A 21,694-nucleotide genomic window follows, 5' to 3' on the forward strand; every position below is an offset into this window, starting at 1 on the left:
GACAAACCCCTCCAGCCGGACATCGGGAACCCACGGCCGCCACAAAGCGGCCGCAGGTCGACCCCACGTCAGCTCAGCGCTTCACCTTGGCCGACTTCGGCCACACCAGGCGGATGCCCGCCCAGTCGTCGGCGACGCTGATGTTGGAGGTCTGCGAGAGGCCGGCGGTGGGCACGGCCTCGGCGACGTCCGACGGCTCCACGTGGCCGGGGCGGCCGGTCTTCGGGGTGAGAACCCAGATCACGCCGTCCTCGGCGAGCACGCCGGTGGCCTCGAGGAGGGCGTCGACGAGGTCGCCGTCGTCCTCTCGCCACCAGAGCAAGACGACGCTCACCGTCTCGTCGGCATCCTCGTCGAGGAGGTCGCCCCCGATTCGCTCCTCGACAGCGGCACGCAAGGCGTCGTCAACGTCCTCGTCCCAGCCGAGTTCCTGGACGACCATGCCTGATTCGATCCCGAGCTTGTCGGCGACGCCGAGCTTGCCGGCGTCTTCCGCGGCGACCACGGTTTTCACTCCTCCAACTACGCAAGAGCGACAGCCTCAAAGACTGCCGCCAAGTCCGTTACTCCGGCTAGCGAACACTGTCAGCTACCTCCGGCGCAACTGTTGACCACGTGACACGCCGTAACACGCACCCCTGTGAAGACACCTACACTGGCATGACGCATGCTCTACATACCTCTTATCGCGCGCGCGTGAGCGACACGATCCAGAACTACCGACCGGTAGCGATGACGAAGTCGCCACGCAAGGACAACGATAGGAGCGCGTGGCACGGTTTCCGGGCCAGCGCGTGTACCGCCAACGAAGCCGAGGAGACACCTTGAGCCCGCAGAACACCGGCCCCGAGCGGGTGCGTGTCATTCGTGACGGCATGGCCGCTCACCTGCCGGACATCGACCCCGAAGAGACCTCCGAATGGCTTGAGTCGTTCGACGAGGTCCTCAAGGGCGGCGGGCAGCAGCGTGCGCGTTACCTGATGCTGCGGCTGTTGGAACGTGCGCGCGAGAACCACGTCGGCATGCCGTCGCTGACCAGCACCGACTACGTCAACACCATCCCCACCGAGCGGGAGCCGTGGTTCCCCGGTGACGAGGAGGTGGAGCGTCGTTACCGTGCGTGGATCCGCTGGAACGCCGCGATGACGGTGCACCGCGCGCAACGGCCTGGTGTGGGTGTCGGTGGCCACATCTCCACGTACGCGTCCAGCGCGTCGCTCTACGAGGTCGGCTTCAACCACTTCTTCCGCGGCAAGAACCACCCGGGTGGTGGCGACCAGGTCTTCATCCAGGGCCACGCCTCGCCTGGCGTGTACGCCCGCGCGTTCATGGAAGGCCGGCTGAGCGAGCACCAGCTCGACGGCTTCCGCCAGGAGTACTCGCACGCCGGTCTGGGCGGCGGCCTGCCGTCGTACCCGCACCCGCGCCTCATGCCGGACTTCTGGGAGTTCCCCACGGTCTCCATGGGCATCGGCCCGATGAACGCCATCTACCAGGCGCGGTTCAACCGCTACCTGCACGACCGCGGCATCAAGGACACGTCCGACCAGCACGTGTGGGCGTTCCTCGGCGACGGCGAGATGGACGAGCCCGAGTCGCGCGGCCTGCTCCAGCTCGCCGCGAACGAGCAGCTCGACAACCTCACGTTCGTCGTCAACTGCAACCTGCAGCGCCTCGACGGCCCGGTGCGCGGCAACAGCAAGATCATCCAGGAGCTGGAGTCGTTCTTCCGCGGCGCCGGCTGGAACGTCATCAAGGTCGTCTGGGGCCGCGAGTGGGACTCGCTGCTGCACGCGGACCGCGACGGCGCGCTCGTCAACCTGATGAACAACACGCCCGATGGCGACTACCAGACGTACAAGGCCAACGACGGCGCGTACGTCAAGGAGCACTTCTTCGGCCGTGACCCGCGCACGAAGGCTCTCGTCGACGCCATGAGCGACGACGAGGTGTGGAACCTCAAGCGCGGCGGCCACGACTACCGCAAGGTCTACGCGGCCTACAAGGCGGCGACCGAGACCGTGGGCCAGCCGACCGTCATCCTCGCCAAGACCATCAAGGGCTACTCGCTCGGTCCGCACTTCGCGGCCCGCAACGCGACGCACCAGATGAAGAAGATGACCCTCGACGACCTCAAGGGCTTCCGCGACAGCCTGCGCATCCCGATCTCGGACGCGCAGCTCGAGGCCGACCCGTACCTGCCGCCGTACTACCACCCCGGGCAGGACTCGCCGGAGATCCAGTACATGCAGGAACGCCGTCGCCAGCTGGGCGGGTTCGTACCGGAGCGCCGCACCAAGTCCAAGGCCCTGGTGCTGCCGGGCGACAAGGTCTACGAAGGCCTCAAGCGCGGCTCCGGCAAGCAGGAGGTCGCGACGACGCAGGCGTTCGTCCGGCTCGTCCGCGACCTCGCGAAGGACCCGGAGATCGGCCCGCGCATCGTGCCGATCATCCCGGACGAGGCACGAACGTTCGGCATGGACTCCATGTTCCCGACGCAGAAGATCTACAACCCGAACGGCCAGGCGTACACCTCGGTGGACGCCAACCTGATGCTCGCCTACAAGGAGTCCGAGCAGGGCCAGATCCTGCACGAGGGCATCAACGAGGCGGGTTCCACGGCGTCGTTCACGGCGGTCGGCACGTCCTACGCGACGCAGGGCGAGCCGATGATCCCGATCTACATCTTCTACTCGATGTTCGGTTTCCAGCGCACCGGTGACGGCCTGTGGGCGGCGGCGGACCAGATGGCACGCGGCTTCGTGCTCGGTGCCACCGCGGGCCGCACGACGCTGACCGGTGAGGGCCTCCAGCACGCCGACGGCCACTCGCTCCTGCTGGCGCACACGAACCCGGCCGTGATCGCGTACGACCCGGCGTGGTCGTACGAGGTGGCGCACATCGTCCGCGACGGTCTGCGCAGGATGTACGGCGAGAACGCCGAGAACATCTTCTACTACATGACGGTCTACAACGAGCCGTACGCGCAGCCGGCCGAGCCGGAGAACCTGAACGTGGAGGGCCTGCTGCGGGGCCTCTACAAGTTCCAGGACAGCGCGCAGACCGGTGGCCCGCGCGCCCAGATCCTCGGCAGCGGCGTCGGCCTCCCGTGGGCGCTCAAGGCCCAGCAGATGCTGGCCGACGAGTGGGGCGTCTCCGCGGACGTGTGGTCCGCGACGTCGTACTCGGAGCTGCGCCGCGACGCCGTCGAGACCGACCGCCACAACCTGCTGCACCCGGACGCCGACCCGCGCGTGCCGTACGTGACGCAGGTGCTCAAGGACGTGCAGGGCCCGGTCGTCGCCGTGTCCGACTGGGCGTCGGCGATCCCGGACCTGATCCGCCCGTACGTCCCGACCGACATGACGACCCTGGGCACGGACGGCTTCGGCTTCTCCGACACCCGCCCGGCCGCGCGCCGCCACTTCCTGGTGGACGCGGAGTCCGTCGTCGTCGCGACGCTGGCCGCCCTGGCCCGGCGTGGCGAGGTCGAGCAGTCGAAGGTCGTCGAGGCGGCCCGCAAGTACCGGATCGACGACGTGCAGGCGGCCGGTCCGTCCACGGGCGACGCCGGTCTCGCGTAGCTAGTCAGCCGAGAAGGGCCGCCCTGGTTTCGGGGCGGCCCTTTTTCACGCCCTGAGCGCGTACTCGGTGAACTGACCGGCCGCGGTGAACCCGAGACGCCGGTAGACGGTCTCGCCGTCCTCAGAGGCTTGTAGGACGGCAATACGGCACTCCTCAGCGCGTGCGGTGCGCAACGCCGCCGCGGTGATCGCACCGCCGTAGCCGCGCCGCCGGTCCGTGGCGAGGGTCGCGATGTTGTAGATCCCGGCCACACCCGCGTGCAGGAACACCTCCGCCGTGCACACCGCACGGCCGTCGACGTACCCGACGAGGTAGCGCGCGTTGCTCACCAACGCATGTGGCGCAGCCATGGCGTAGAAGCGGCGAACGGTCTCGGCAGGCGGGTCCCAGTTGGCCGCCAGCACGGCGGCGTAGTCCGCGAGTTCCTCCGATGTGGTGACGCTGCGGATCTCCAGCCCCGCGGCGTCCGGCGAGGGCAGGGTGCCGTCGAGGTCCAGCCACATCGAGACCTCGGTCCCGGACGGTTCGAGCCCCTCCGCCGTCAGCCGTTCGCGCAGGCCGGGGTCGTCACCGACCCACCACGAGAACGGGCGGCCGGTGGCGCGGATCGTGCGCACCGCCTCGGCCACGTCAGCGGACTCGCGGGCCGCCGCGACGATGTTGAACGTGTCGTCGGGCAGCCCGCTGTCCGCGATCAGCAGGTCATCGGACTCGATGACGGTCGCGCCGGACAGGTGGCGGTGCAGATGGCACGCGTGCTCGGCGAGGTTGCGTTCCATCCGGTCGGGAAGATCGATCACACCGCCATCTGACCACGGTCAGCACTGCACGAGAGGCTGCCCGGCCGTCAGCGGTCCGTCGGCGCGGGCGTCCAGCAGCAACGGGATCAGAGCGCGCGCCTCCTGCTTCAGCGGCACGATCCGGTCACCGCCCCGCAGGTACTGCGACTTGATCCCGTGCAACGCCAGTTCGTCCTGCACCTCGGTGTACTGCGCCCCGGTCAGCACGTAGGCGCACGGCGCGGTGATCACGTCGGACGGGTCCGGCGCCTGGTTGTCGGCACCGCCGAAGTAGATCGGGCCCGACCGGACCGCTCGCGAGGCCGCGTTGGCCGCTTCGATGCCCGCGCGGTTGTCCCGCACGAACGACTGGGTGCCGTCCAGGGCCTTCAGATGCGACTCCACGCGGTACGCCGGGGTGTTGTCGACGTTGGTCTCGACCAGCAGGCCCATGCCGTGCTTGAGGCCGCCGGTGTTGCGCAGGATGCGTTCCTGGCCGTCACCCGCGACCTGGCGGACGGGCTCGCCGGTCACCGGGTCGACGTAGATGCCGTAGACACCGGACGTCCGGCCGGCCGCCTCGACGGAGGTCCGCACGTACGACCGCGACAGCGACTCCGACAGGTCGTGCACGCCGTCGGCGACGTTGAGGTTGCGCGGCCACAGCCAGAGGACGTCCTTCACGTAGTAGGGCGCGGAAGGACCGAACTCGTGCAGGTCGTGGATGACGTCGGGCTGCCAGTCGCGGATCACGGCGGCCATCGCGCGGGCTTCTTCCGAGCGCAGCAGCAGGTGGTCGCGGTTGATGTCGGTGCCGGCGGAGTTGCCGCGGGTGTCAAGAACGCGGCCGTCCGGGTTGGCGTTCGGCACGAACAGGTAGGTGACGGACGACGTGCGCGGCAGCGAGCGCATGCGGATCAGGCACGCCTCGCGTCCGGCGGGTTCGTCGCCGTGCTGGGAGCAGATGAAGAGAACCACGGTGCGCGCGGTGCGGGTGCCCACGCGCACGAGCTGGATCGGGCGGCCCTGGGCGGTCGTCCCGATCTGCGTCAGGGGCAGGCCGGTCGCGCGCAGGTAGGCCTGTTCCTCGGCCTCGGTGGTCCACTTGCCGGTGAGCTCGAACCCGGTGCGCAGGGGTGGTGCGGCCTGAGCAGCAGGGATGGCTACCAGCGACGAGACAGCGGTCAGCAGAGCGATCAACAGTCCCCTCATAGAGGAGACTTTGCCGCCTGTGTCAACCGCCGGGCCGTGCGGTTCCAGTCGATGAAGCCGTGGATCACCAGGCCCGCGAAGATGATGTAGACGAACGCGCTGAAGTACAGGCCCGACTGGATCTGCAACGGCACGCCGACCGCGTCGACCACCAGCCAGACCAGCCAGAACTCCACCAGACCGAGGCCCTGCAACGCGAACGCGAGGATCGTGCCGACGAAGATCGCGGCGTCCGGCCACGGCGCCCACGAGGCGTCCAGCGCGTCCAGCACCAGCGCGAACGCGGCGGTGCCGACGACGAACGTGGCGGCCACGGCGATCCGTTCACGCCAGGAACCCTTGCGCACCACCACGCCGAACACCGGGTCCCGCCGGCGCACCCAGGCGTACCAGCCGTAGACGGCGATCGCGCCGACGACCACCTGCCGCGTCGCGAGCCCGCCCAGGTGCGCGGACACGTAGACGGTGAACAGCAGGGCGACGGAGGCCAGCTGAACGGGCCAGGTCAAGAGTGAACGGCGTTGCGCGAGGAACACCACCGCGAGCGCCAGCACCTGCCCGACCAGCTCCGTGTACGCGATCTTCTGCCCGAAGATCGTCAGTCCCACCTCGTGCCACACGGCTTGTTCCTCCGCGGTTCAGTCGCAGTACACCGGTGTTTCCTACGGTCCCACCATGTCATCTTCCTTAGCACTGGCGCTCGTGCCTTTGTTCCTCACGGCGCCCACGACGCCCGTCATCACACCGACGGTCATCACGCAGACGTTCGGCGAGCCTGCCGACGCGGACGACCCCGCCATCTGGGTCAATCCCCGCGACACCGAACGCAGTGTGGTCCTCGGCACCCTCAAGGAAGGTGGCCTGGCGGCGTTCGACCTGAGGGGCCGCACGATCGGCGTGTACCCGGCGCCGCAGCCGCCGACCCCGGACGCGAAGCCGGGCCGGTTCAACAACGTCGACGTGCTCGGGGACCTCGCGTTCGTCAGCGACCGCGGCCGTGACCGCATCCGGGTGTTCCAAGTGGACGAACGCGGCGCGAGGGACGTCACGAACCCCGCCACCAGGCCGGTGTTCAGCAAGACCGAGGCCGAGGTCGACGACCAGCACACCGTCTACGGCCTGGCCGCCGGGCACGTCAACGGCAGGGACGTCGTCGTCACCAGCCGCCGCAGTGAGACGAGCATCGCGCTTCTGCACGTCCTGAAGGGCAAGAACTACGACACCAAGAAGGTGTCCACTCTGGACCTTCCGAGCACCTTCACCCTGCCCAACGGCAAGCAGTGGACCGTGTGCGGCGAGCCCGGCGAGGGCCCGCAGGTCGAGGGCATGGTCATCGACGAGCGCACCAACACCCTGTACGCCGCCCAGGAGGACGTCGGCATCTGGCGCATCCCGTTGCGCTCCAACGGCTTCGGCAAGCCGCAGCTGGTCGACAAGGTCCGCACGTGGGGTGCGCCGCAGAAGTACAACCCGGAGACCGAGGAGTGCGAGGCCGACGGCCCGAACCCCGGTTTCGGTGGCAAGTGGCTCGAAGCCGACGCCGAGGGCCTCACGATCGCGAACGACGTGCTGCTCGCGTCGAGCCAGGGCGACTCGCGGTTCGTCGCCTACCGCAAGGCGGACATGAAGCAGCTCCGGGACTTCCGGATCAAGGACGTCGAGCACTCGGACGGTGCCGACATCGTGCTGGGCAAGCTCAACCTGCTCGTCGTGCACGACGGGGAACGCCCTGATGGCACCGGATTCGCGTTCATCAGGTTCTAGTCTGTCCCGATGGGGACGACGCTGAGCTTGACCGAACTCAACCGAGCACTGATCGAACGCCAGATGCTGCGCGAGCGCGCCGACCAGAGCGCGCTCGCCACCATCGAGCACCTCTTCGGCATCCAGGCCCAGGAACCGAAGTCGCCCTACATCGGTCTGTGGACGCGCCTGCGGAACTTCCAGCCGCAGGAACTCGAAGACCTGCTGACGAACCGCGAAGCCGTGCGGATGCTGCTGATGCGCGGCACGATCCACCTGGTCAGCGCTCGCGACGCCCTCGGCCTGCGCCCCCACACCCAGCTCAAGCTCGACCGCGAACTCCAGAGCGGCCCGTTCGCGGCGAGGCTGCGCGGACTCGACTTCGACGAGGTCGCCGAGGCGGGCCGCAAGATCCTCGACGACACCCCGCAGGGCACCGCGGACGCCGGCAAGCAGCTCAAGGAGCGCTGGCCCGACCGCGACCACACCGTCCTCGGCAACGCCCTGCGCAACAAGCTCGCCCTCGTCCAACTGCCGCCGCGCGGCCTGTGGCACCAGAGCGGCCGCGCGGTCTGCACGACCGTCGAGAACTGGCTCGGGCAGCCGCAAGAGGCCATCAGCAAAGAAGAAATCGTCCTGCGGTACCTCAGGGCGTTCGGCCCGGCGACGGTCATGGACGCCCAGCAGTGGTCCGGTCTCACCAAGCTCACCGAAACGTTCACCGCCCTGCGCCCGCAGCTGATCACGTTCCGGAACGAGGCGGGCAAGGAGCTGTTCGACCTCCCCGACGCCCCGCGCCCCGACCCGGAGACGCCGCTGCCGGTCCGGCTGCTGCCGGAGTTCGACAACATCCTGCTCGCCCACGCCGACCGCCGCAGGGTCATCGCCGACGACCGGCTCGGCGTCGTCATCGGTGGCAAGCCCACCGTTCTCGTCGACGGTTTCGTCGTCGCCACCTGGGCGATCACCAAGGAACGCACGATCACCGTCGAGTACATCGACGCACAACCCAAGAGCAGGCAGAAGGCGGTCGCCGAGGAGTGCGACCGCCTTCAGGACTGGATCAGGAGTTAGGCAGCGACGTCGACGTGCGCGCCGTCGCCGACGACCAACCGGTGCTGGCGCGCCGACCCGACCCTGGCCCCGCGGCCGATCAGCGACGTCTCGATGCCCGACACGTTGTGCACCGAGGCCTCGTTGAGCACGATCGAGTCGGCCAGGCCGGACTCGACGATCCGGCAGTCCGCGCCGATCGACGTGTACGGGCCGATGATCGACTCCTCGACCAGCGTGCCGGCGCCGATGATCGCGGGCCCGACGATGCACGACCGCACCACGCGCGCGCCCTCTTCGACGACGACGTCACCGATGAGGCTCGACTCGTCGTCGACGATGCCCTGGATGTCTCCGCGCAGCCCCATCAGCAGTTCGCGGTTGCACTCCAGCACGTCCTCGACCCGGCCGGTGTCCTTCCAGAACCCGGAGTACATCCGCGCCCGCACGTCGCGTTCGTGCGTCACCAGCCACTGCAGCGCGTCGGTGATCTCGAACTCGCCGCGCCACGACGGCTCGATCGCGTCGACGGCCGCGTGAATCGCGGGGGTGAAGAAGTAGACGCCGATCAGCGCGAGGTCGCTGCGCGGCTCCTGCGGGTGCTCGATCAACCGCGTCACGCGCGAGTTCTCGTCCACCTCCGCGACGCCGTACAGGCGCGGGTCCTCCACCTTGTCCACCAGCACCTGGGCGGACGGCCGCAGCCGCGCGAACTCGTCGGCGATCTGCCCGATGCCCTCGACGAGCACGTTCTCGCCCAGGTACAGCACGAAGTCGTCGTCACCGAGGAACGGGCGGGCGATCCGCACGCAGTGCGCGACGCCCAGCGGCACGTCCTGCTGGATGTAGGTGATCGACACGCCCAGGTAGGACCCGTCGCCGAACAGTTCGGAGATCTCCTGGCCACCGCGGTCGTCGCCGACGACGATGCCGATCTCGGTGACGCCGACGTCCCGCAGGTTCTCCACCACGTACTCGAGCACCGGCTTGTTCGCGATGGGGACGATCTGCCTGGGTAACGAGTATCCGGCCGGGCGCACGCCCGCGGACAGCACAAGGGCTTTCATTGGTCCTCCACCGCGACGGAACGATTCGGGTGCAGACGAGACTCCGGCGGGGCGCTGGATCGAAACTGGAGAACCCCCAGAACACGAGGAAAGGGCCCCGCGCAGGAAGTTTGCGCGAGACCCTTTCCAGGAGGTGAGAGCCTCTAACTAGCGTGAGTCAGACCCTCTAACTCCCGTTTCAGCCCATCTGGGTGCCCGACGGCGGCGTCGGCGCGTCACCCATGCGAGCCCCGACGTTCTGCCGCATCTCCTGGGGCATCTCCTGGGACGCGCGCGGCATCGGGGACTGGGCCTGCGCCTCGTCCTGCACGCGGGTCAGCCAGCCCTCCCAGCGCGCCTGCATCGGGCGGACCAGGCCGCCACCCACGCCGATGACGATGACGCCGGCGACGGTCGCGAGCACGGCGATCAGGACCGGCATGGTCACCGAGATCGCGATGCCCAGCTGGTTCAGCGCGGCGATGATGCCGAGCGCCATCACGAAGCCGTAGGTGATGTTGCCGAGCATCTTCGTGTAGGTGCGCTGGCCCAGCGCCCCCATCACGAGGCCCTTGAGCGCGGTGCCGATGGCCGACGCGACGATCACGAGCACCAGCGCGACGACGATGCGCGGCAGGTAGGCGATGACCTCGTTCAGCAGCGTGCTGACCGGGTTCGAGGCGCCGAAGACGCCGAACGCCAGCTGCAGCGCGATCAGCAGCACGAAGTAGTAGACGATCTTGGCGATCAGGCCGGAGGCGTCCATCGACGACTGCCGCATCGCGCCGTTGAGGCCCGACTTGTCGACGAGCTTCTCGAAGCCGACGCGCTTCAGCAGGAACTGGACGCCCTTGGCGAGCGCCTTGGCGATGAACCAGCCGATGACCAGCACGAGCAGGAAGCCGAGCAGCTTCGGCACGAACGTGGCGATCATCGCCCACGCCTGGCCCAGGCCCTCGGTGATTTGCGAGCCCACGGGCCCTCCAAGATCAAAAGTTGCGGTGAGTGAAGATCCGACCAGTTGATCGTTTCGTGGATCACACCGCTCCACAACTTCGACACCGCTACACGAAAGGGTGGCTGACGTGGATTTTTGTCGCAATACAGTCCAGAGTGGAACTACCGGTGGGGACCGGGGAGAGGGAAGCGCCCGCCACGCTCCGTGGCGGGCGCTTCCACATTTCAGGGGGTCGTCTCAGGGCCGCCGGATCAGGGCCGGGCCGAGAAGCCCCGCCCGTCCAGGTAGGCCTGGATCCCCTCTGCCGACAACGCCGGCGCGGTGCCGGGCTGGCCGTCCTTCGGCACGTCCGGGCGCGGGTCGCCGGCGCACTCGGAACTGCTGCCGGGCAGCGCCCCGTCGATCAGGTACCGGTTGACCTTGCCGTCGACGCAGGCGTTGCCGCCGTTGTAGAGGCCGTGCTTGCCCTCGTCGGTGACGGTGATCAGGTTGTGCCCGAGCCGCTGCGCCATCGCCGGTCCGCTCGCGTACTGCGTCTGCGTGTCGCCCTCGGACTGCACGACGATGCCGATCGGGTAGCCGTTGCGGCTGATCTTGACCGGGTCCTCCGGCGGCGTGAACGAGCGGAACGTGCAGGTCATCGGCGCCGCGCGGACGATGCCGAAGCCGTACGGGTAGCGCTCGCGGAACATCCGCATGTCCTCGTAGTAGACGCTCACGTCGGTGGGCCAGTCCGACTCGCAGGTGACCGTGTCGAACACACCGGACCGCAGCTCGTCCAGACCGGTCTTCGCGAGCACCTGACCGGCCTTGGCGCCCTCGGCGTTCGCGGGCTTCTCCCCCGACCGCAGCTTCGTGACGATGGCCGCCAGGTCCGACCACAGTGGACGGTAACGGGCACCGACACCCAGTGCGCCGTCGAAGGAAGACCGGTTGTGCTCGCCGACCGGCGTCACGTGCAGCTTGGCCGCGACCTTCTCGACCTCGGCCAGCACCTCGTCGCGCGACTTGCCGAGCCCGAGCTTCTCGTTGCGCTCTCCCGCCCACGTCGCCCAGGCCTCGACGTCCATCCGGTACGCGATGGCCTGCTGGCGGAACTGCTCGTGCCAGATCCACTCGGGGTGCACCGCGGAGTCGAGAACGCTGCGGTCGAGTCGGTTCGGGAACAACGTCCCGTAGACCGCGCCCAGGTAGGTGCCGTACGAGTACCCCAGATAGTTGATCTTCTGCTCGCCCAGCACGGCCCGCACGACGTCCATGTCCCGCGCGGTGTTCGCGGTGCTGATGAACTGCCGGATGCCGCCGCCGGACTTCTGACAGGACTCCTCCGCCTCGCGCGCCTCGGCCGCCCACTTGCCGAACTCGCTGTCGGCGGGCCGCGACTCGGGCGCGGCGATCGCGGCCGCCGCCCGGCAGTTCAGGGCCGTGGAACCCCCGACGCCGCGCGGGTCGATGCCGATCACGTCGTAGACCTGGGAGAGCTCGGACTTCGTCAGGAACAGCGGCAGGCCGAGCCCGGAGCCGCCGGGTCCACCCGGATTGGTGAACAGCACGCCCCGCCTGCGGTCGGGCGCCGTCGCCTTCTTGCGGCTGATCGTCAGGTTGATCCTGTCGCCGGCCGGTTTGGTGTAGTCGAGCGGCGCGACCAGCGTGGCGCATTCCAACTCGGCGAGCTTTCCGCTGCACGGCGCCCACTTGGCGGCCTGGGAGACGAACTCGGCCAGCGGATCTGGTGGATCGGCGGCCGCGGTCGTGCTCGTGGTGAGCAGAGCGACGACCCCTAGGACGAGTGCCGGAAACCTGCGCAAGACGAACCTCCACGCCGTGCCGAAAGATCTCTGCCGACCGACGGTATGGCCGTTCAATGAGGCCGATGGGTTCTGTCACCCGTCCCGGTGATGTCACTCCACTGGCCTAAGCTGCGGGTATGACCAGCAGCAAGCCCGCGAAGGCGAAGGAGGAGCACCCGCCGACGATCTCCGCCCGCACCATGCGCAAGATCGAACGCGCGTCGGGTTCCCTCGCGACGGCCAGCGTGGCCGAGATGGAGCGGCGGCTGTCGTGGTTCGCCCGGATGCCCGCCGACCAGCGGGCGAGCGTGCTGCTGCTGATCCAGAACGGCGTGGCCGGGTTCGTCGAGTGGCTGCACGACCGGCAGCAGGCGATCCGGCTGAGCGCGGACGCGTTCCGCAGCGCCCCCAAGGACATGTCGCGCTGGGTGAGTCTGCGCCAGACCGTGGAACTCGTCCGGATCGCCCTGGAGCTGTTCGAGGAGCAGATGCCGGAGATGGCGGCCGACGAGACCGAGCGCGCGCTGCTGATGGAGGGCGTGCTGCGGTACGGCCGGGAGATCGCCTTCTCCGCCGCCACCTCGTACGCGGCCGCCGCCGAGGCGCGCGGTGCGTGGGACGCGCGTTTGGAAGCGCTGGTCGTCGACGGCATCGTGCGTGGCGACCCCGAGGAGTCGCTGCTGTCCCGCGCGGCCGCGCTGGGCTGGGATCCGACTTTGGAAGCGACGGTCCTCGTCGGCAATCCGGGTGGTGAGGACCCGCCCGCGATCATCTACTCGGTGCGCAGCAAGGCCGCCCGCGCCGGCCGGCCGGTGCTGCTGTCCGTGCAGGGATCACGCCTGGTCGTCGTGCTCGGCGGGCCGACCGAGACCGGCGAGGACGTGCTCGGCAAGATCGCCGAGGGGTTCGGCGAGGGGCCCGTGGTGGCCGGGCCGACCGTGGCGTCGCTGTCCGAGGCGCACCGCAGCGCCAGCGACTCGTTGAGCGGGCTGCGCGCGGTCGTGGGCTGGCCCGCAGCCCCGCGACCAGTGCGTTCGCTGGACCTGCTGCCGGAACGGGCGCTCGCCGGTGACCCGGAGGCGGAGTGGCAGCTCGTCGACAGAGTCGCCCGGCCGTTGGAGGACGCGGGCGGCGCGCTGCTGGAGACCGTGGACGCGTTCCTGGAGGTCGGGGGCGTGCTGGAGACGTGCGCGAAAAGACTGTTCGTGCACCCGAACACGGTCAGATATCGCCTTCGGCGCGTTCAGGAAATGACGGGAAGAAATGCACATGACGCTCGAGACGCACTTGTGCTTCGCGTCGCATTGTCTGTAGGACGCCTAGCGCGCTCCCGGGGCCTGTGGTAGCGAACGGCCTGTGACGGACTTCGCACACAACCGTTAGGGTGAGGGCCAAACGACCCCTCACCGCGCTGAGCTGCGGTTACGTCGGAGGGTGCGCACAAGACTGGCGCTTTTGTAGGGTCTCTACAAATACGATCGCCGTACTTCGTTCTTTGCGGCATGGGGTACCAGTGGGTGAACCAGCTTTAGTAATCGGCGTGATCGCACTCCTCGCGCCCGGACAAGGGTCCCAGACGCCCGGCATGCTCACCCCCTGGCTCGAACTGGAGGGGGCGGAGAAGCAGGTCCGGACGTGGTCGGAGATCACGGGCCTCGACCTCGTGCGTCTCGGCACCACCGCGGAGGCCGACGAGATCGTCGACACCGCGATCACCCAGCCGCTCGTCGTGGCGCTCGCCGTGCTCGCGTTCGGTGAGCTGCGCAAGCGCGTCGAACTGCCGCCCGCCGTGATCGTCGGCGGCCACTCCGTCGGTGAGCTCGCCGCGGCCGCGGTCGCCGGTGTCATCAGCGCCGACGACGCCGTCGCGCTGGCCGCCGTGCGCGGTGCCGCGATGGCCGAGGCGTGCGCCCTGGAGCCGACCGGCATGGCCGCCGTGCTCGGTGGCGACGAGCCGGAGGTCCTCGCCCGCCTGGAGGAACTCGGCCTCGTGCCCGCGAACCGCAACGGCGCCGGCCAGATCGTCGCGGCCGGTCCGCACGCCGCGCTCGACGCCCTCGTGGAGAACCCTCCCGGCCCGGCCAAGATCCGCAAGCTGGCCGTCGCGGGCGCGTTCCACACCAAGTACATGGCGCCCGCCGAGGACGCGGTGCGCGCGCGTGCCACCCAGGTCACCACGCACGACCCGTTGCTGCCGCTGGTGTCCAACAAGGACGGTCAGGTCGTCACCGAGGGCACCGAGGTGCTCCGGCGCCTGGTCTCCCAGGTCACGAGTCCCGTCCGGTGGGACCTCTGCCAGGCCACCCTCGTCGAGAAGGGCATCGCCGGTTCCGTCGAACTGCCGCCCGCCGGCGTGCTGACGGGTCTCGCGAAGCGCGCGATGAAGGGCACGGCGACCCTCGCCCTCAAGACCCCCGACCAGTTGGAGAAGGTCTCGGAGCTCATCGAGACCGTTGGAGCAACGCAGTAATGATTCCTTCTGGGACAGCCTTCCTGGCCCCGCAGGCAGCAGCGGGTAGCCGCATCCTCGGCCTCGGCAGCTACCAGCCCGAGACCGTGGTGAGCAACCACGACCTCGCCCAGCGCATGGACACCTCGGACGAGTGGATCCGCGATCGCGTCGGCATCGTCAACCGGCACGTCGCGGCCAAGGACGAGGGCGTCGTCGACATGTCGGTGCTCGCCGCCACCAAGGCGATCGAGGACGCGGGCCTGACCGCCGCCGACATCGGCGGCGTGATCGTGGCGACGTGCACGATGCCGTCGACCATCCCGAACGCCGCCGCGCAGGTCGCCACGAGGCTCGGCATCCAGGCCGCGGCCGCGTTCGACCTGAACGCCGCGTGCGCGGGCTTCTGCTACGCCGTCGCGACCGCCGCGGACATCGTCCGCGCGGGCACGGTGCGCAACGTCCTCGTCGTCGGCGCGGAGAAGCTCACCGACTGGACCCACCCCGACGACCGCTCGACCGCGATCATCTTCGCGGACGGCGCGGGTGCCGTCGTGGTCGGCGCCAGCGACACGAACGAGATCGGCCCCGTCGCGTGGGGCTCGGACGGCACGATGTCCGAGGTCATCCGCATCGACGACCGCGACTCGTTCATCCACCAGGAAGGCCAGACGGTCTTCCGGTGGGCGACGACCCAGGTCGCTCCGGTAGCGATCCGTGCCGCCGAACTCGCGGGTGTCGAACTGTCCGATGTGGACGTGTTCGTCCCGCACCAGGCCAACCTCAGGATCATCGAGGCCATCGCCAAGCGCCTGCGCAAGAATGGTGCGCGCGAGGACATGAAGGTCGCTCGAGACATCATCGAATCCGGCAACACGTCCTCGGCCTCGGTCCCCATGGCGCTCGACCACATGAGGACCGCGGGCGAGGTCTCGTCCGGAGACGTGGTGCTGATGGTCGGCTTCGGCGCCGGCCTGTCCTACGCGGGACAGGTCGTCAGGGTCCCGTGACCCCAGGTTTTTCCACTGTTTCAATCGAAAGGGAACTTCAGTGAGCGACAACGTCCTGTCCGGTCTTGCCGAGATCGTCGAAGAGGTCGCCGGCGTTGCCGCCGACGACGTCACCGCTGAGAAGTCCTTCGTGGACGACCTCGACATCGACTCGCTGTCGATGGTCGAGATCGCCGTCCAGGCTGAGGACAAGTTCGGCGTGAAGATCCCGGACGACGAGCTGGCCAACCTCAAGACCGTTGGTGACGCGGTGAACTACATCACCAGCAACAAGTGACTTCGGGCATCGAGGTCGTCATCACCGGGCTGGGTGCCACCACCCCGCTCGGTGGTGATGTCACGTCCACCTGGGACGCGTTGCTGGCCGGCAAGAGCGGCGTGGGTCCGATGACCCACGACTGGGTCGAGAAGTACGACCTGCCGGTCAAGATCGCGTCGCAGCTCGTGGTGGACCCGACCGAGGTGCTCCCCCGAGTCGAGGCACGACGCCTGGACCGCTCCGAGCAGGTCGCCATCGTGGCGTCCCGCCAGGCGTGGTCCGACGCGGGCCACAACGACGACACCGTCGACCGCCAGCGTCTCGCCGTGATCATCGGCACGGGCATCGGCGGCGCGATCACCCTGCTCACCCAGGACGACCTCCTGGAGCAGCACGGCCTGCGCAAGGTGTCGCCGCTGACCGTCCCGATGCTGATGCCGAACGGCCCGGCCGCGCACGTGGGCCTGGAACTGAAGGCTCAGGCGGGCGTGCACGCCCCGGTCTCCGCCTGCGCGTCAGGCGCTGAGGCCATCGCGTGGGCCTACCGCATGATCATGTCCGGCGAAGCCGACGTGGTCGTCGCGGGCGGCGCCGAAGCGTGCATCACGGCCATTCCGGTCGCGGGCTTCTCGCAGGCCCGCACCATGAGCACCCGCAACGACGAGCCGCAGAAGGCCTCGCGACCGTTCGACACGGCCCGCGACGGCTTCGTCCTCGGCGAGGGCGCGGGCGTCATGGTCCTGGAACGCCGCGAGTTCGCAGAAGCCCGCGGTGCGCGCATTTACGGCCGCCTGGCAGGCATCGGCACCTCCGCCGACGGCTACCACATCACGGCCCCGGACCCCGAGGGCGTGGGCCAGTCGCGCGCCATCGCCGCGGCCCTGCGCTCCGGCAACCTGGACCCGTCCGACGTGGGCCACGTGAACTGCCACGCCACCTCCACCCCGGTGGGCGACGTCGCGGAAACCGTGGCGATCCGCAAGGCGATCGGCGACCACCCGGTCCTGACCGCCCCGAAGGGCGCACTCGGCCACCTGCTGGGCGCGGCAGGAGCGGTAGAAGCGATCGTCACCGTCCTGTCGATCCGCGACGGCATCGTTCCCCAGACGCTCAACCTGGAGAACCTCGACCCGGCCGTCACCCTGGACGTGGTGGCGGGCGAGCCGCGCAAGATCAAGCTGGACGCCGCCGTGAACGACTCGTTCGGCTTCGGCGGCCACAACGTGGCGCTGGCCTTCACCCCGGCCTAGCCACACCGCACGCGCACGCGCATAACCACGAGGCCCCGGTCCGCAGCTGCGGACCGGGGCCTCGTGGTTATGCGGGTAGCAAGGCGGACCCGGCAAGGCAGCAGAGCTCAAGGTCGCCGAGCGCGGGGTAGCCAAGAGTTCGGTAGCCAAGAGCTGAGCGACCAATGGCTTGAGGAGAACGAAGCCGCAGGCGAGGCGTCCTTCGTTTCTTGGCTCAACGCGCACCCGAGCTACGCAAAGCCGAAGGCGAGCCGACACTCTTGGCTACACCGATCAGCCGGTATCGGTGACGTACCAACGCAACCCAGCCACGCTGCAACGGGATTGGGGCTTGACTTTGGGTGCGAGATGCTACCACTCGTGGCTCGGCCGGGCGCTTTTCAGCCCGGCCCTTTCCGGCCGACCAGCGCCTCGCAAGGGCCCCGAAGTCAAGCCCCAATCCCTATCGACGCGCCAGCGGCGATGCCCGGACCACGCCCGTCGAAAGTCCTTGCACCCCAACGCAACCACCGCACTGGTGACACGCGCCCCAAGGGATCAGCACTTCTCCATCTGCGGCGTCCGGCTCTCCGGAGCGTCATCCACCTTCAACGCCCCACCCTCCCAGGTCATCACGTACACAACCCGCCACCGGATACACCCCTCCGGCAAAGCAGGCGGAGCCTTCGCCACATCCTGAGTGGACACGAACGAGATCAACACCCGCAACCGCCGCCCCAGCACATCGGACTCGATGCGCTGCACCACCATCCCACCGTCCCGAGTGCTCGCATAGGCAGCCATCCAGGTCTCCTCGCGCTGGGTGGAAACCCTCTTAGCCGACACCACAGACCGCCACCCGGCGAAGTCCAGCGTGTTGATCGAGTCGAAGTAGGCCTGCAACACCCGCTGCACCGCGGTCCGGTCGGGATGGGTGAAGGAGTCGGGGCTCAACCGCACCTCGGCCGACCCGGGCAAGGGCCCGACGACGGAAGAAGACGGCACCGCGGGAGACCCCACGGCCTCGGCGGGTCGCGTGTAGACCGTGCGTCCCACCATGCCGGCGGCGACTGCGGCACCGGTGATCACGACCACGGCCGGCACCAGCCAGCGGCTCGCCACGCTCCCCACGTGGCAAGCCTAGCCGCACGACACGCCCGGCAGCAGAGGGCCGCTCACAAAACGTGTCGCGTTACATCAAAACACCGATTTCACTCGAACGATTACATCACACCTAGAAAAGGCAAGTTGCATGTAGCAAGACAATGTTTGGTACGTAATTGGCGATAGGCAATCTCATCCTAAGAATGAGTTCTTATGGGCGACTCCGTACCGCCATTCGGCCGTATCAAACACGCAATGGGAGCCAATTGTGGCTTCACCCGTAAAGAGCAGCCGCCACTGCGCGTACACAACGTTTGCACCCACCTAACTATACGTCGTGATCCACTTGGAATACCGCAGCTCACGGGCACCCAAGATCAGGAACGCCCGAGTGCCGTTTAGCGGAAACCGGGCAGATCGCCGAACACGCCCCACCTAGCAAACCTCTCAATCGAGTGAGATGGGCCCAAACCTCATCACCGCAAGTCACATACGCGCCGGTAACCGAGCATCCTTCGGACACGAACGGGCGACCCATATGACTCTAACGGCGGATTCCACATAGCCTCGGATTTGTGCGGGAATATGCGGCATCGAAGAAAGCAAAAACGAACCAAGGGAGGGAATTCGGTGGACCTCAGATACGAGGCGTACTGCTTCGCCGATCGGCAGTTCTACGATCTGCAGAGCAGCACCGAAAGCACCTCCAAGGACGACTTTTCCACCGAACTCCCCGTGCTCCCACCCGACTGGAGCACGGCTGAGCGCAACGTGTGGCGGCACCACCACCCGAAGGGGGTACAGCTCCCCAACCAAGGGTGGAAGATTCACGTTTCCGCTGGACTCGACAACGCCGGCCGGGTATTGAAGGCGACTTTCGACTACTGCGTCGAGCGTCGCATCAGCTTCAAGTACCTGCGGACGATGTCCATCGTGCTGGCCCGCAACTCCAAGTACGCACCCCGCGAGGGCAGCGGCAAGCTGGTGACGATCTACCCGCTCGACGCCGCCCACCTGGAGCTCATCCTCACCGAGCTCAGCACCACACTCGCGAACGAGCACGGCGCGTACATCCTCAGCGATCTGCGCTTCGGCAAGGGACCGCTGTACGTGCGCTACGGCGGGTTCGCCGAGCAGTGGCTCGAGGTCGACGGGCAGCAGGTGCTCGCGATCGAGGGGCCCGACGGCGAGCTGATCGCCGACAAGCGCAAGCCCGTGTTCAGCCTGCCCGAGTGGATCGAGCTGCCGGCGTTCCTCAAGCCGCACCTCGACGAGCGCAACGCCGGCGACCCCGAGCAGTTCCCTTACCGCATCAAGAGTTCGCTGCACTTCTCCAACGGTGGCGGCGTCTACCTCGCCGATCGGAAGAGCGACGGCAAGGAGGTCGTCCTCAAGGAGGCGCGGCCGCACGCCGGGCTCGACCGCGAGGGTGACGACGCCGTCAACCGGCTCGACCGCGAGTACGAGATCCTCACGAAGCTGCAGGGCGTCAAGGGTGTGCCGGAGGTGTACGACCGCTTCACCGAGTGGGAGCACCTCTTCGTCGCCATGGAGTTCATGCCGGGGCGGTCGCTCGGGCAGTGGCTCGGCAGGCACTACCCGTTGACGCACAAGGACGTCAGCGACGAGACGATCACCGAGTACAAGGCCCGCGCCCTCGCGATGGTCGACCGGGTCGAGAGCCTCATGGCCCAGGTCCACGAACGCGGCGTCGTCTTCGGCGACCTGCACACGCTCAACATCCTCGTGGACGACCAGGACGAGATCTCGCTCATCGACTTCGAGCTCAGCTCGACGATCGACGACGTCCGCAAGCCCACGCTCGGCGCGCCGGGGTTCCAGGCGCCGCGGGACCGCGACGGGTTCGACATCGACGCGCACCCGCTGGCCGCGCTCCGGCTCTGGATCTTCCTGCCGCTCAACACGGTGCTGGAACTGGCGCCGGCGAAGATCCGGCAGCACGTCAAGGTCATCCAGGAGCGCTTCGGACTGACCGACGAGTACTGCGCGCCGATCATCGACGTGCTGACGCCGAGGACGGATCCGCCGACGGACCCCGCCTTCACCGAGTTCGACGAGGAAAAGCCGGACTGGGCGTTGGTGCGCAAGGAGATCGCCACCGCGATCCTGCACAGCGCCACCCCGCACCGCCACGATCGCCTCTTCCCCGGCGACATCGAGCAGTTCGAGACGGGCGGCGCGAACTTCGGCCACGGCGCCGCGGGTGTGCTGCACGCGCTGGCCGAGTCCGGTGAGGGCCGCTTCCCCGAGCACGAGCAGTGGCTTCTCGACGCGGTCAGAAGAGAACCGCCGAAGCAGCCTGGTTTCTACACGGGAGCCCACGGCATCGCGCACGTGCTGGAGAACTTCGGCCACCACGACGCGGCGGCCGAGATCGTCGAGAGCTACGCCGAGCTCGTACCGTCCACACAGGACCACGGGCTCAGCGCGGGACTCTCCGGCATCGGCCTGAACCTCCTGCACTTCGCGGACAACCGCGACGACGACAGCTACGCCGCCCAGGCCGAACAGCTCGCGGAACGACTCGCGAGCCGGCTCACCGACGCACCACGCAACGAGAAGGCCAGGGCAGGCCTGCTGCACGGCTGGTCCGGACCGGCGTTGTTCTTCCTGCGGATGTTCGAGCACACGGGCGAACGCCGCTGGCTCAAGCTCTCGGAACAGGCGCTCGAACGCGACCTGGCCGAGACGATGATCGCGCTGGACGGCTCGCTGCAGGTGCGCGACGGCACGCTCAGAAGCCTTCCCTACGTGGGCATCGGCGGCGCCGGCATCGCGTTGGTGCTGACGGAGTTCGCGAAGCACGCGCCCGAACGGCCGTGCGTCGAGAAGCTCCCCGAACTGCTCAGCGGCTGCACCGGCGAGTTCGTCATCCAGCCCGCGTTCACGCTGGGCCGGGCCGGACTCCTCGCCACCCTGGCGCACGCGACCAGGCACCAGCCGAACGAACGGTTCGACCGCGCCATCGGGCAACACCTCAAGGCTTTGGGCTGGCACGCGGCACGGTACGGCGGGGGCCTCGCGTTCCCCGGTGTGCAGCTGCGCCGGCTCTCCATGGACCTCAACACCGGCGGTGCGGGCGTCCTGCTCGCCATCGCGTCCACTGTGGACGAGAAACCGCCACTGCCCTTCCTGGGCTCACGAACGCCGGTTCTCGCGGACCGGTAGCAAGAAAGAGATCGATCCCTCGAAATTAGGAGATAGGGTCATGGGCTTCATCCTTGACATGCAGGACCTCGAGACCCCCGAGGCCCCGGCCAACGTGATGGCCGGCGGCGGCAGCGGCCACGGTGGCGGCGGCGGTTCCACGACCGCGTCCAGCGCCTCGCTGCTGCTCCCGTGCAGCCACAGCAGCGCGTCCCTGCTGCTGTGCTGATCTAGCTCCACCAGCACGTGAACGGCCGGTGAGCGGCATAGGCGAAGTATGCCGCTCACCCGCCTGAAGAGGGCTCGGCA

The 21,694-nt window shown here is 68.3% G+C and carries 18 protein-coding genes; 10 read left to right on the forward strand and 8 right to left on the reverse strand.

Features of this window, described 5'->3' with window-relative positions:
- Positions 1-73: 73 nt before the first annotated feature.
- Positions 74-505: a DUF3052 domain-containing protein gene (locus tag JNUCC0626_RS23370; protein ID WP_394621896.1), complete on the reverse strand. Its 432-nt coding sequence runs from the start codon at positions 503-505 to the stop codon at positions 74-76.
- A 319-nt stretch (positions 506-824) separates the two neighbouring features.
- Here JNUCC0626_RS23370 and aceE point away from each other — a divergent pair, with 319 nt between their 5' ends.
- Entirely contained in the window at positions 825-3,584 is a 2,760-nt protein-coding gene (gene aceE / locus JNUCC0626_RS23375) for a pyruvate dehydrogenase (acetyl-transferring), homodimeric type (protein WP_394621897.1), read from the forward strand.
- Positions 3,585-3,629: 45 nt separating this feature from the next.
- Here aceE and JNUCC0626_RS23380 read toward each other — a convergent pair whose 3' ends face one another.
- Genes JNUCC0626_RS23380 through pnuC form a run of 3 tightly spaced genes read right to left on the reverse strand, consistent with a single transcriptional unit; the run spans position 3,630 to position 6,196 of the window.
- Positions 3,630-4,385 (reverse strand): GNAT family N-acetyltransferase, encoded by a 756-nt coding sequence (locus JNUCC0626_RS23380; RefSeq protein ID WP_394621898.1) that lies wholly within the window; start codon positions 4,383-4,385, stop codon positions 3,630-3,632.
- A gap of 18 nt (positions 4,386-4,403) precedes the next feature.
- Complete coding sequence (locus tag JNUCC0626_RS23385; protein WP_394621899.1) at positions 4,404-5,576, reverse strand: M14 family zinc carboxypeptidase; 1,173 nt, start codon at positions 5,574-5,576, stop codon at positions 4,404-4,406.
- On the reverse strand, positions 5,573-6,196 hold the full coding sequence (pnuC, locus tag JNUCC0626_RS23390; RefSeq protein ID WP_394621900.1) for a nicotinamide riboside transporter PnuC: 624 nt from the start codon (positions 6,194-6,196) through the stop codon (positions 5,573-5,575). The genes JNUCC0626_RS23385 and pnuC overlap by 4 nt, the downstream gene beginning before the upstream one ends.
- A 55-nt stretch (positions 6,197-6,251) precedes the next feature.
- Here pnuC and JNUCC0626_RS23395 point away from each other — a divergent pair, with 55 nt between their 5' ends.
- Together JNUCC0626_RS23395 and JNUCC0626_RS23400 are read left to right on the forward strand one after the other, a co-directional pair.
- Positions 6,252-7,340: a phytase gene (locus JNUCC0626_RS23395; RefSeq protein ID WP_394621901.1), complete on the forward strand. Its 1,089-nt coding sequence runs from the start codon at positions 6,252-6,254 to the stop codon at positions 7,338-7,340.
- A gap of 9 nt (positions 7,341-7,349) precedes the next feature.
- Entirely contained in the window at positions 7,350-8,393 is a 1,044-nt protein-coding gene (locus JNUCC0626_RS23400; RefSeq protein ID WP_394621902.1) for a winged helix DNA-binding domain-containing protein, read from the forward strand.
- On the opposite strand, the gene JNUCC0626_RS23405 is transcribed toward JNUCC0626_RS23400, so the two are convergent.
- From JNUCC0626_RS23405 to JNUCC0626_RS23415, 3 genes are all read right to left on the reverse strand, one after another.
- Positions 8,390-9,439, reverse strand: coding sequence for a glucose-1-phosphate thymidylyltransferase (locus JNUCC0626_RS23405; RefSeq protein ID WP_394621903.1), 1,050 nt, complete (start codon positions 9,437-9,439; stop codon positions 8,390-8,392). The two genes, JNUCC0626_RS23400 and JNUCC0626_RS23405, sit on opposite strands and share 4 nt — an antisense overlap.
- Positions 9,440-9,617: 178 nt before the next feature.
- Positions 9,618-10,394, reverse strand: coding sequence for a mechanosensitive ion channel family protein (locus JNUCC0626_RS23410; protein WP_394621904.1), 777 nt, complete (start codon positions 10,392-10,394; stop codon positions 9,618-9,620).
- Between the two features lie 233 nt (positions 10,395-10,627).
- Positions 10,628-12,184, reverse strand: a complete 1,557-nt coding sequence (locus JNUCC0626_RS23415) for an alpha/beta hydrolase (RefSeq protein WP_394621905.1) — start codon at positions 12,182-12,184, stop codon at positions 10,628-10,630.
- Positions 12,185-12,303: 119 nt separating this feature from the next.
- Here JNUCC0626_RS23415 and JNUCC0626_RS23420 point away from each other — a divergent pair, with 119 nt between their 5' ends.
- From JNUCC0626_RS23420 to fabF, 5 genes are all read left to right on the forward strand, one after another.
- Complete coding sequence (locus JNUCC0626_RS23420; protein WP_394621906.1) at positions 12,304-13,512, forward strand: PucR family transcriptional regulator; 1,209 nt, start codon at positions 12,304-12,306, stop codon at positions 13,510-13,512.
- A gap of 194 nt (positions 13,513-13,706) precedes the next feature.
- A complete protein-coding gene (locus JNUCC0626_RS23425) occupies positions 13,707-14,636 on the forward strand; it encodes an ACP S-malonyltransferase (protein ID WP_394621907.1) in 930 nt (309 codons plus the stop codon).
- A complete protein-coding gene (locus tag JNUCC0626_RS23430) occupies positions 14,636-15,625 on the forward strand; it encodes a beta-ketoacyl-ACP synthase III (protein WP_394621908.1) in 990 nt (329 codons plus the stop codon). The genes JNUCC0626_RS23425 and JNUCC0626_RS23430 overlap by 1 nt, the downstream gene beginning before the upstream one ends.
- Positions 15,626-15,665: 40 nt before the next feature.
- Positions 15,666-15,902, forward strand: a complete 237-nt coding sequence (locus tag JNUCC0626_RS23435) for an acyl carrier protein (RefSeq protein ID WP_030465146.1) — start codon at positions 15,666-15,668, stop codon at positions 15,900-15,902.
- Positions 15,899-17,134, forward strand: a complete 1,236-nt coding sequence (fabF, locus tag JNUCC0626_RS23440; RefSeq protein ID WP_394621909.1) for a beta-ketoacyl-ACP synthase II — start codon at positions 15,899-15,901, stop codon at positions 17,132-17,134. Before JNUCC0626_RS23435 ends, fabF begins: the two co-directional genes overlap by 4 nt.
- Positions 17,135-17,671: 537 nt before the next feature.
- On the opposite strand, the gene JNUCC0626_RS23445 is transcribed toward fabF, so the two are convergent.
- Complete coding sequence (locus tag JNUCC0626_RS23445; protein WP_394621910.1) at positions 17,672-18,244, reverse strand: hypothetical protein; 573 nt, start codon at positions 18,242-18,244, stop codon at positions 17,672-17,674.
- A gap of 603 nt (positions 18,245-18,847) precedes the next feature.
- Here JNUCC0626_RS23445 and lanKC point away from each other — a divergent pair.
- Both lanKC and JNUCC0626_RS23455 read left to right on the forward strand, forming a co-directional pair.
- Positions 18,848-21,406, forward strand: coding sequence for a class III lanthionine synthetase LanKC (lanKC, locus tag JNUCC0626_RS23450; RefSeq protein WP_394621911.1), 2,559 nt, complete (start codon positions 18,848-18,850; stop codon positions 21,404-21,406).
- A gap of 40 nt (positions 21,407-21,446) precedes the next feature.
- Entirely contained in the window at positions 21,447-21,614 is a 168-nt protein-coding gene (locus tag JNUCC0626_RS23455) for a SapB/AmfS family lanthipeptide (RefSeq protein WP_382439618.1), read from the forward strand.
- Positions 21,615-21,694: the final 80 nt, after the last annotated feature.

Source organism: Lentzea sp. JNUCC 0626 (assembly GCF_043632865.1).
GTDB lineage: Bacteria > Actinomycetota > Actinomycetes > Mycobacteriales > Pseudonocardiaceae > Lentzea.

What these genes read in the sequence shown, in the direction of transcription:
- JNUCC0626_RS23420 (WP_394621906.1), top strand. Translation starts at nt 12,304, where the DNA reads ATGACCAGCAGCAAGCCCGCGAAGGCGAAGGAGGAGCACCCGCCGACG.
- JNUCC0626_RS23400 (WP_394621902.1), top strand. Translation starts at nt 7,350, where the DNA reads ATGGGGACGACGCTGAGCTTGACCGAACTCAACCGAGCACTGATCGAA.
- JNUCC0626_RS23405 (WP_394621903.1), bottom strand. Translation starts at nt 9,439, where the DNA reads ATGAAAGCCCTTGTGCTGTCCGCGGGCGTGCGCCCGGCCGGATACTCG.
- JNUCC0626_RS23430 (WP_394621908.1), top strand. Translation starts at nt 14,636, where the DNA reads ATGATTCCTTCTGGGACAGCCTTCCTGGCCCCGCAGGCAGCAGCGGGT.
- JNUCC0626_RS23385 (WP_394621899.1), bottom strand. Translation starts at nt 5,576, where the DNA reads ATGAGGGGACTGTTGATCGCTCTGCTGACCGCTGTCTCGTCGCTGGTA.
- JNUCC0626_RS23395 (WP_394621901.1), top strand. Translation starts at nt 6,252, where the DNA reads ATGTCATCTTCCTTAGCACTGGCGCTCGTGCCTTTGTTCCTCACGGCG.
- JNUCC0626_RS23455 (WP_382439618.1), top strand. Translation starts at nt 21,447, where the DNA reads ATGGGCTTCATCCTTGACATGCAGGACCTCGAGACCCCCGAGGCCCCG.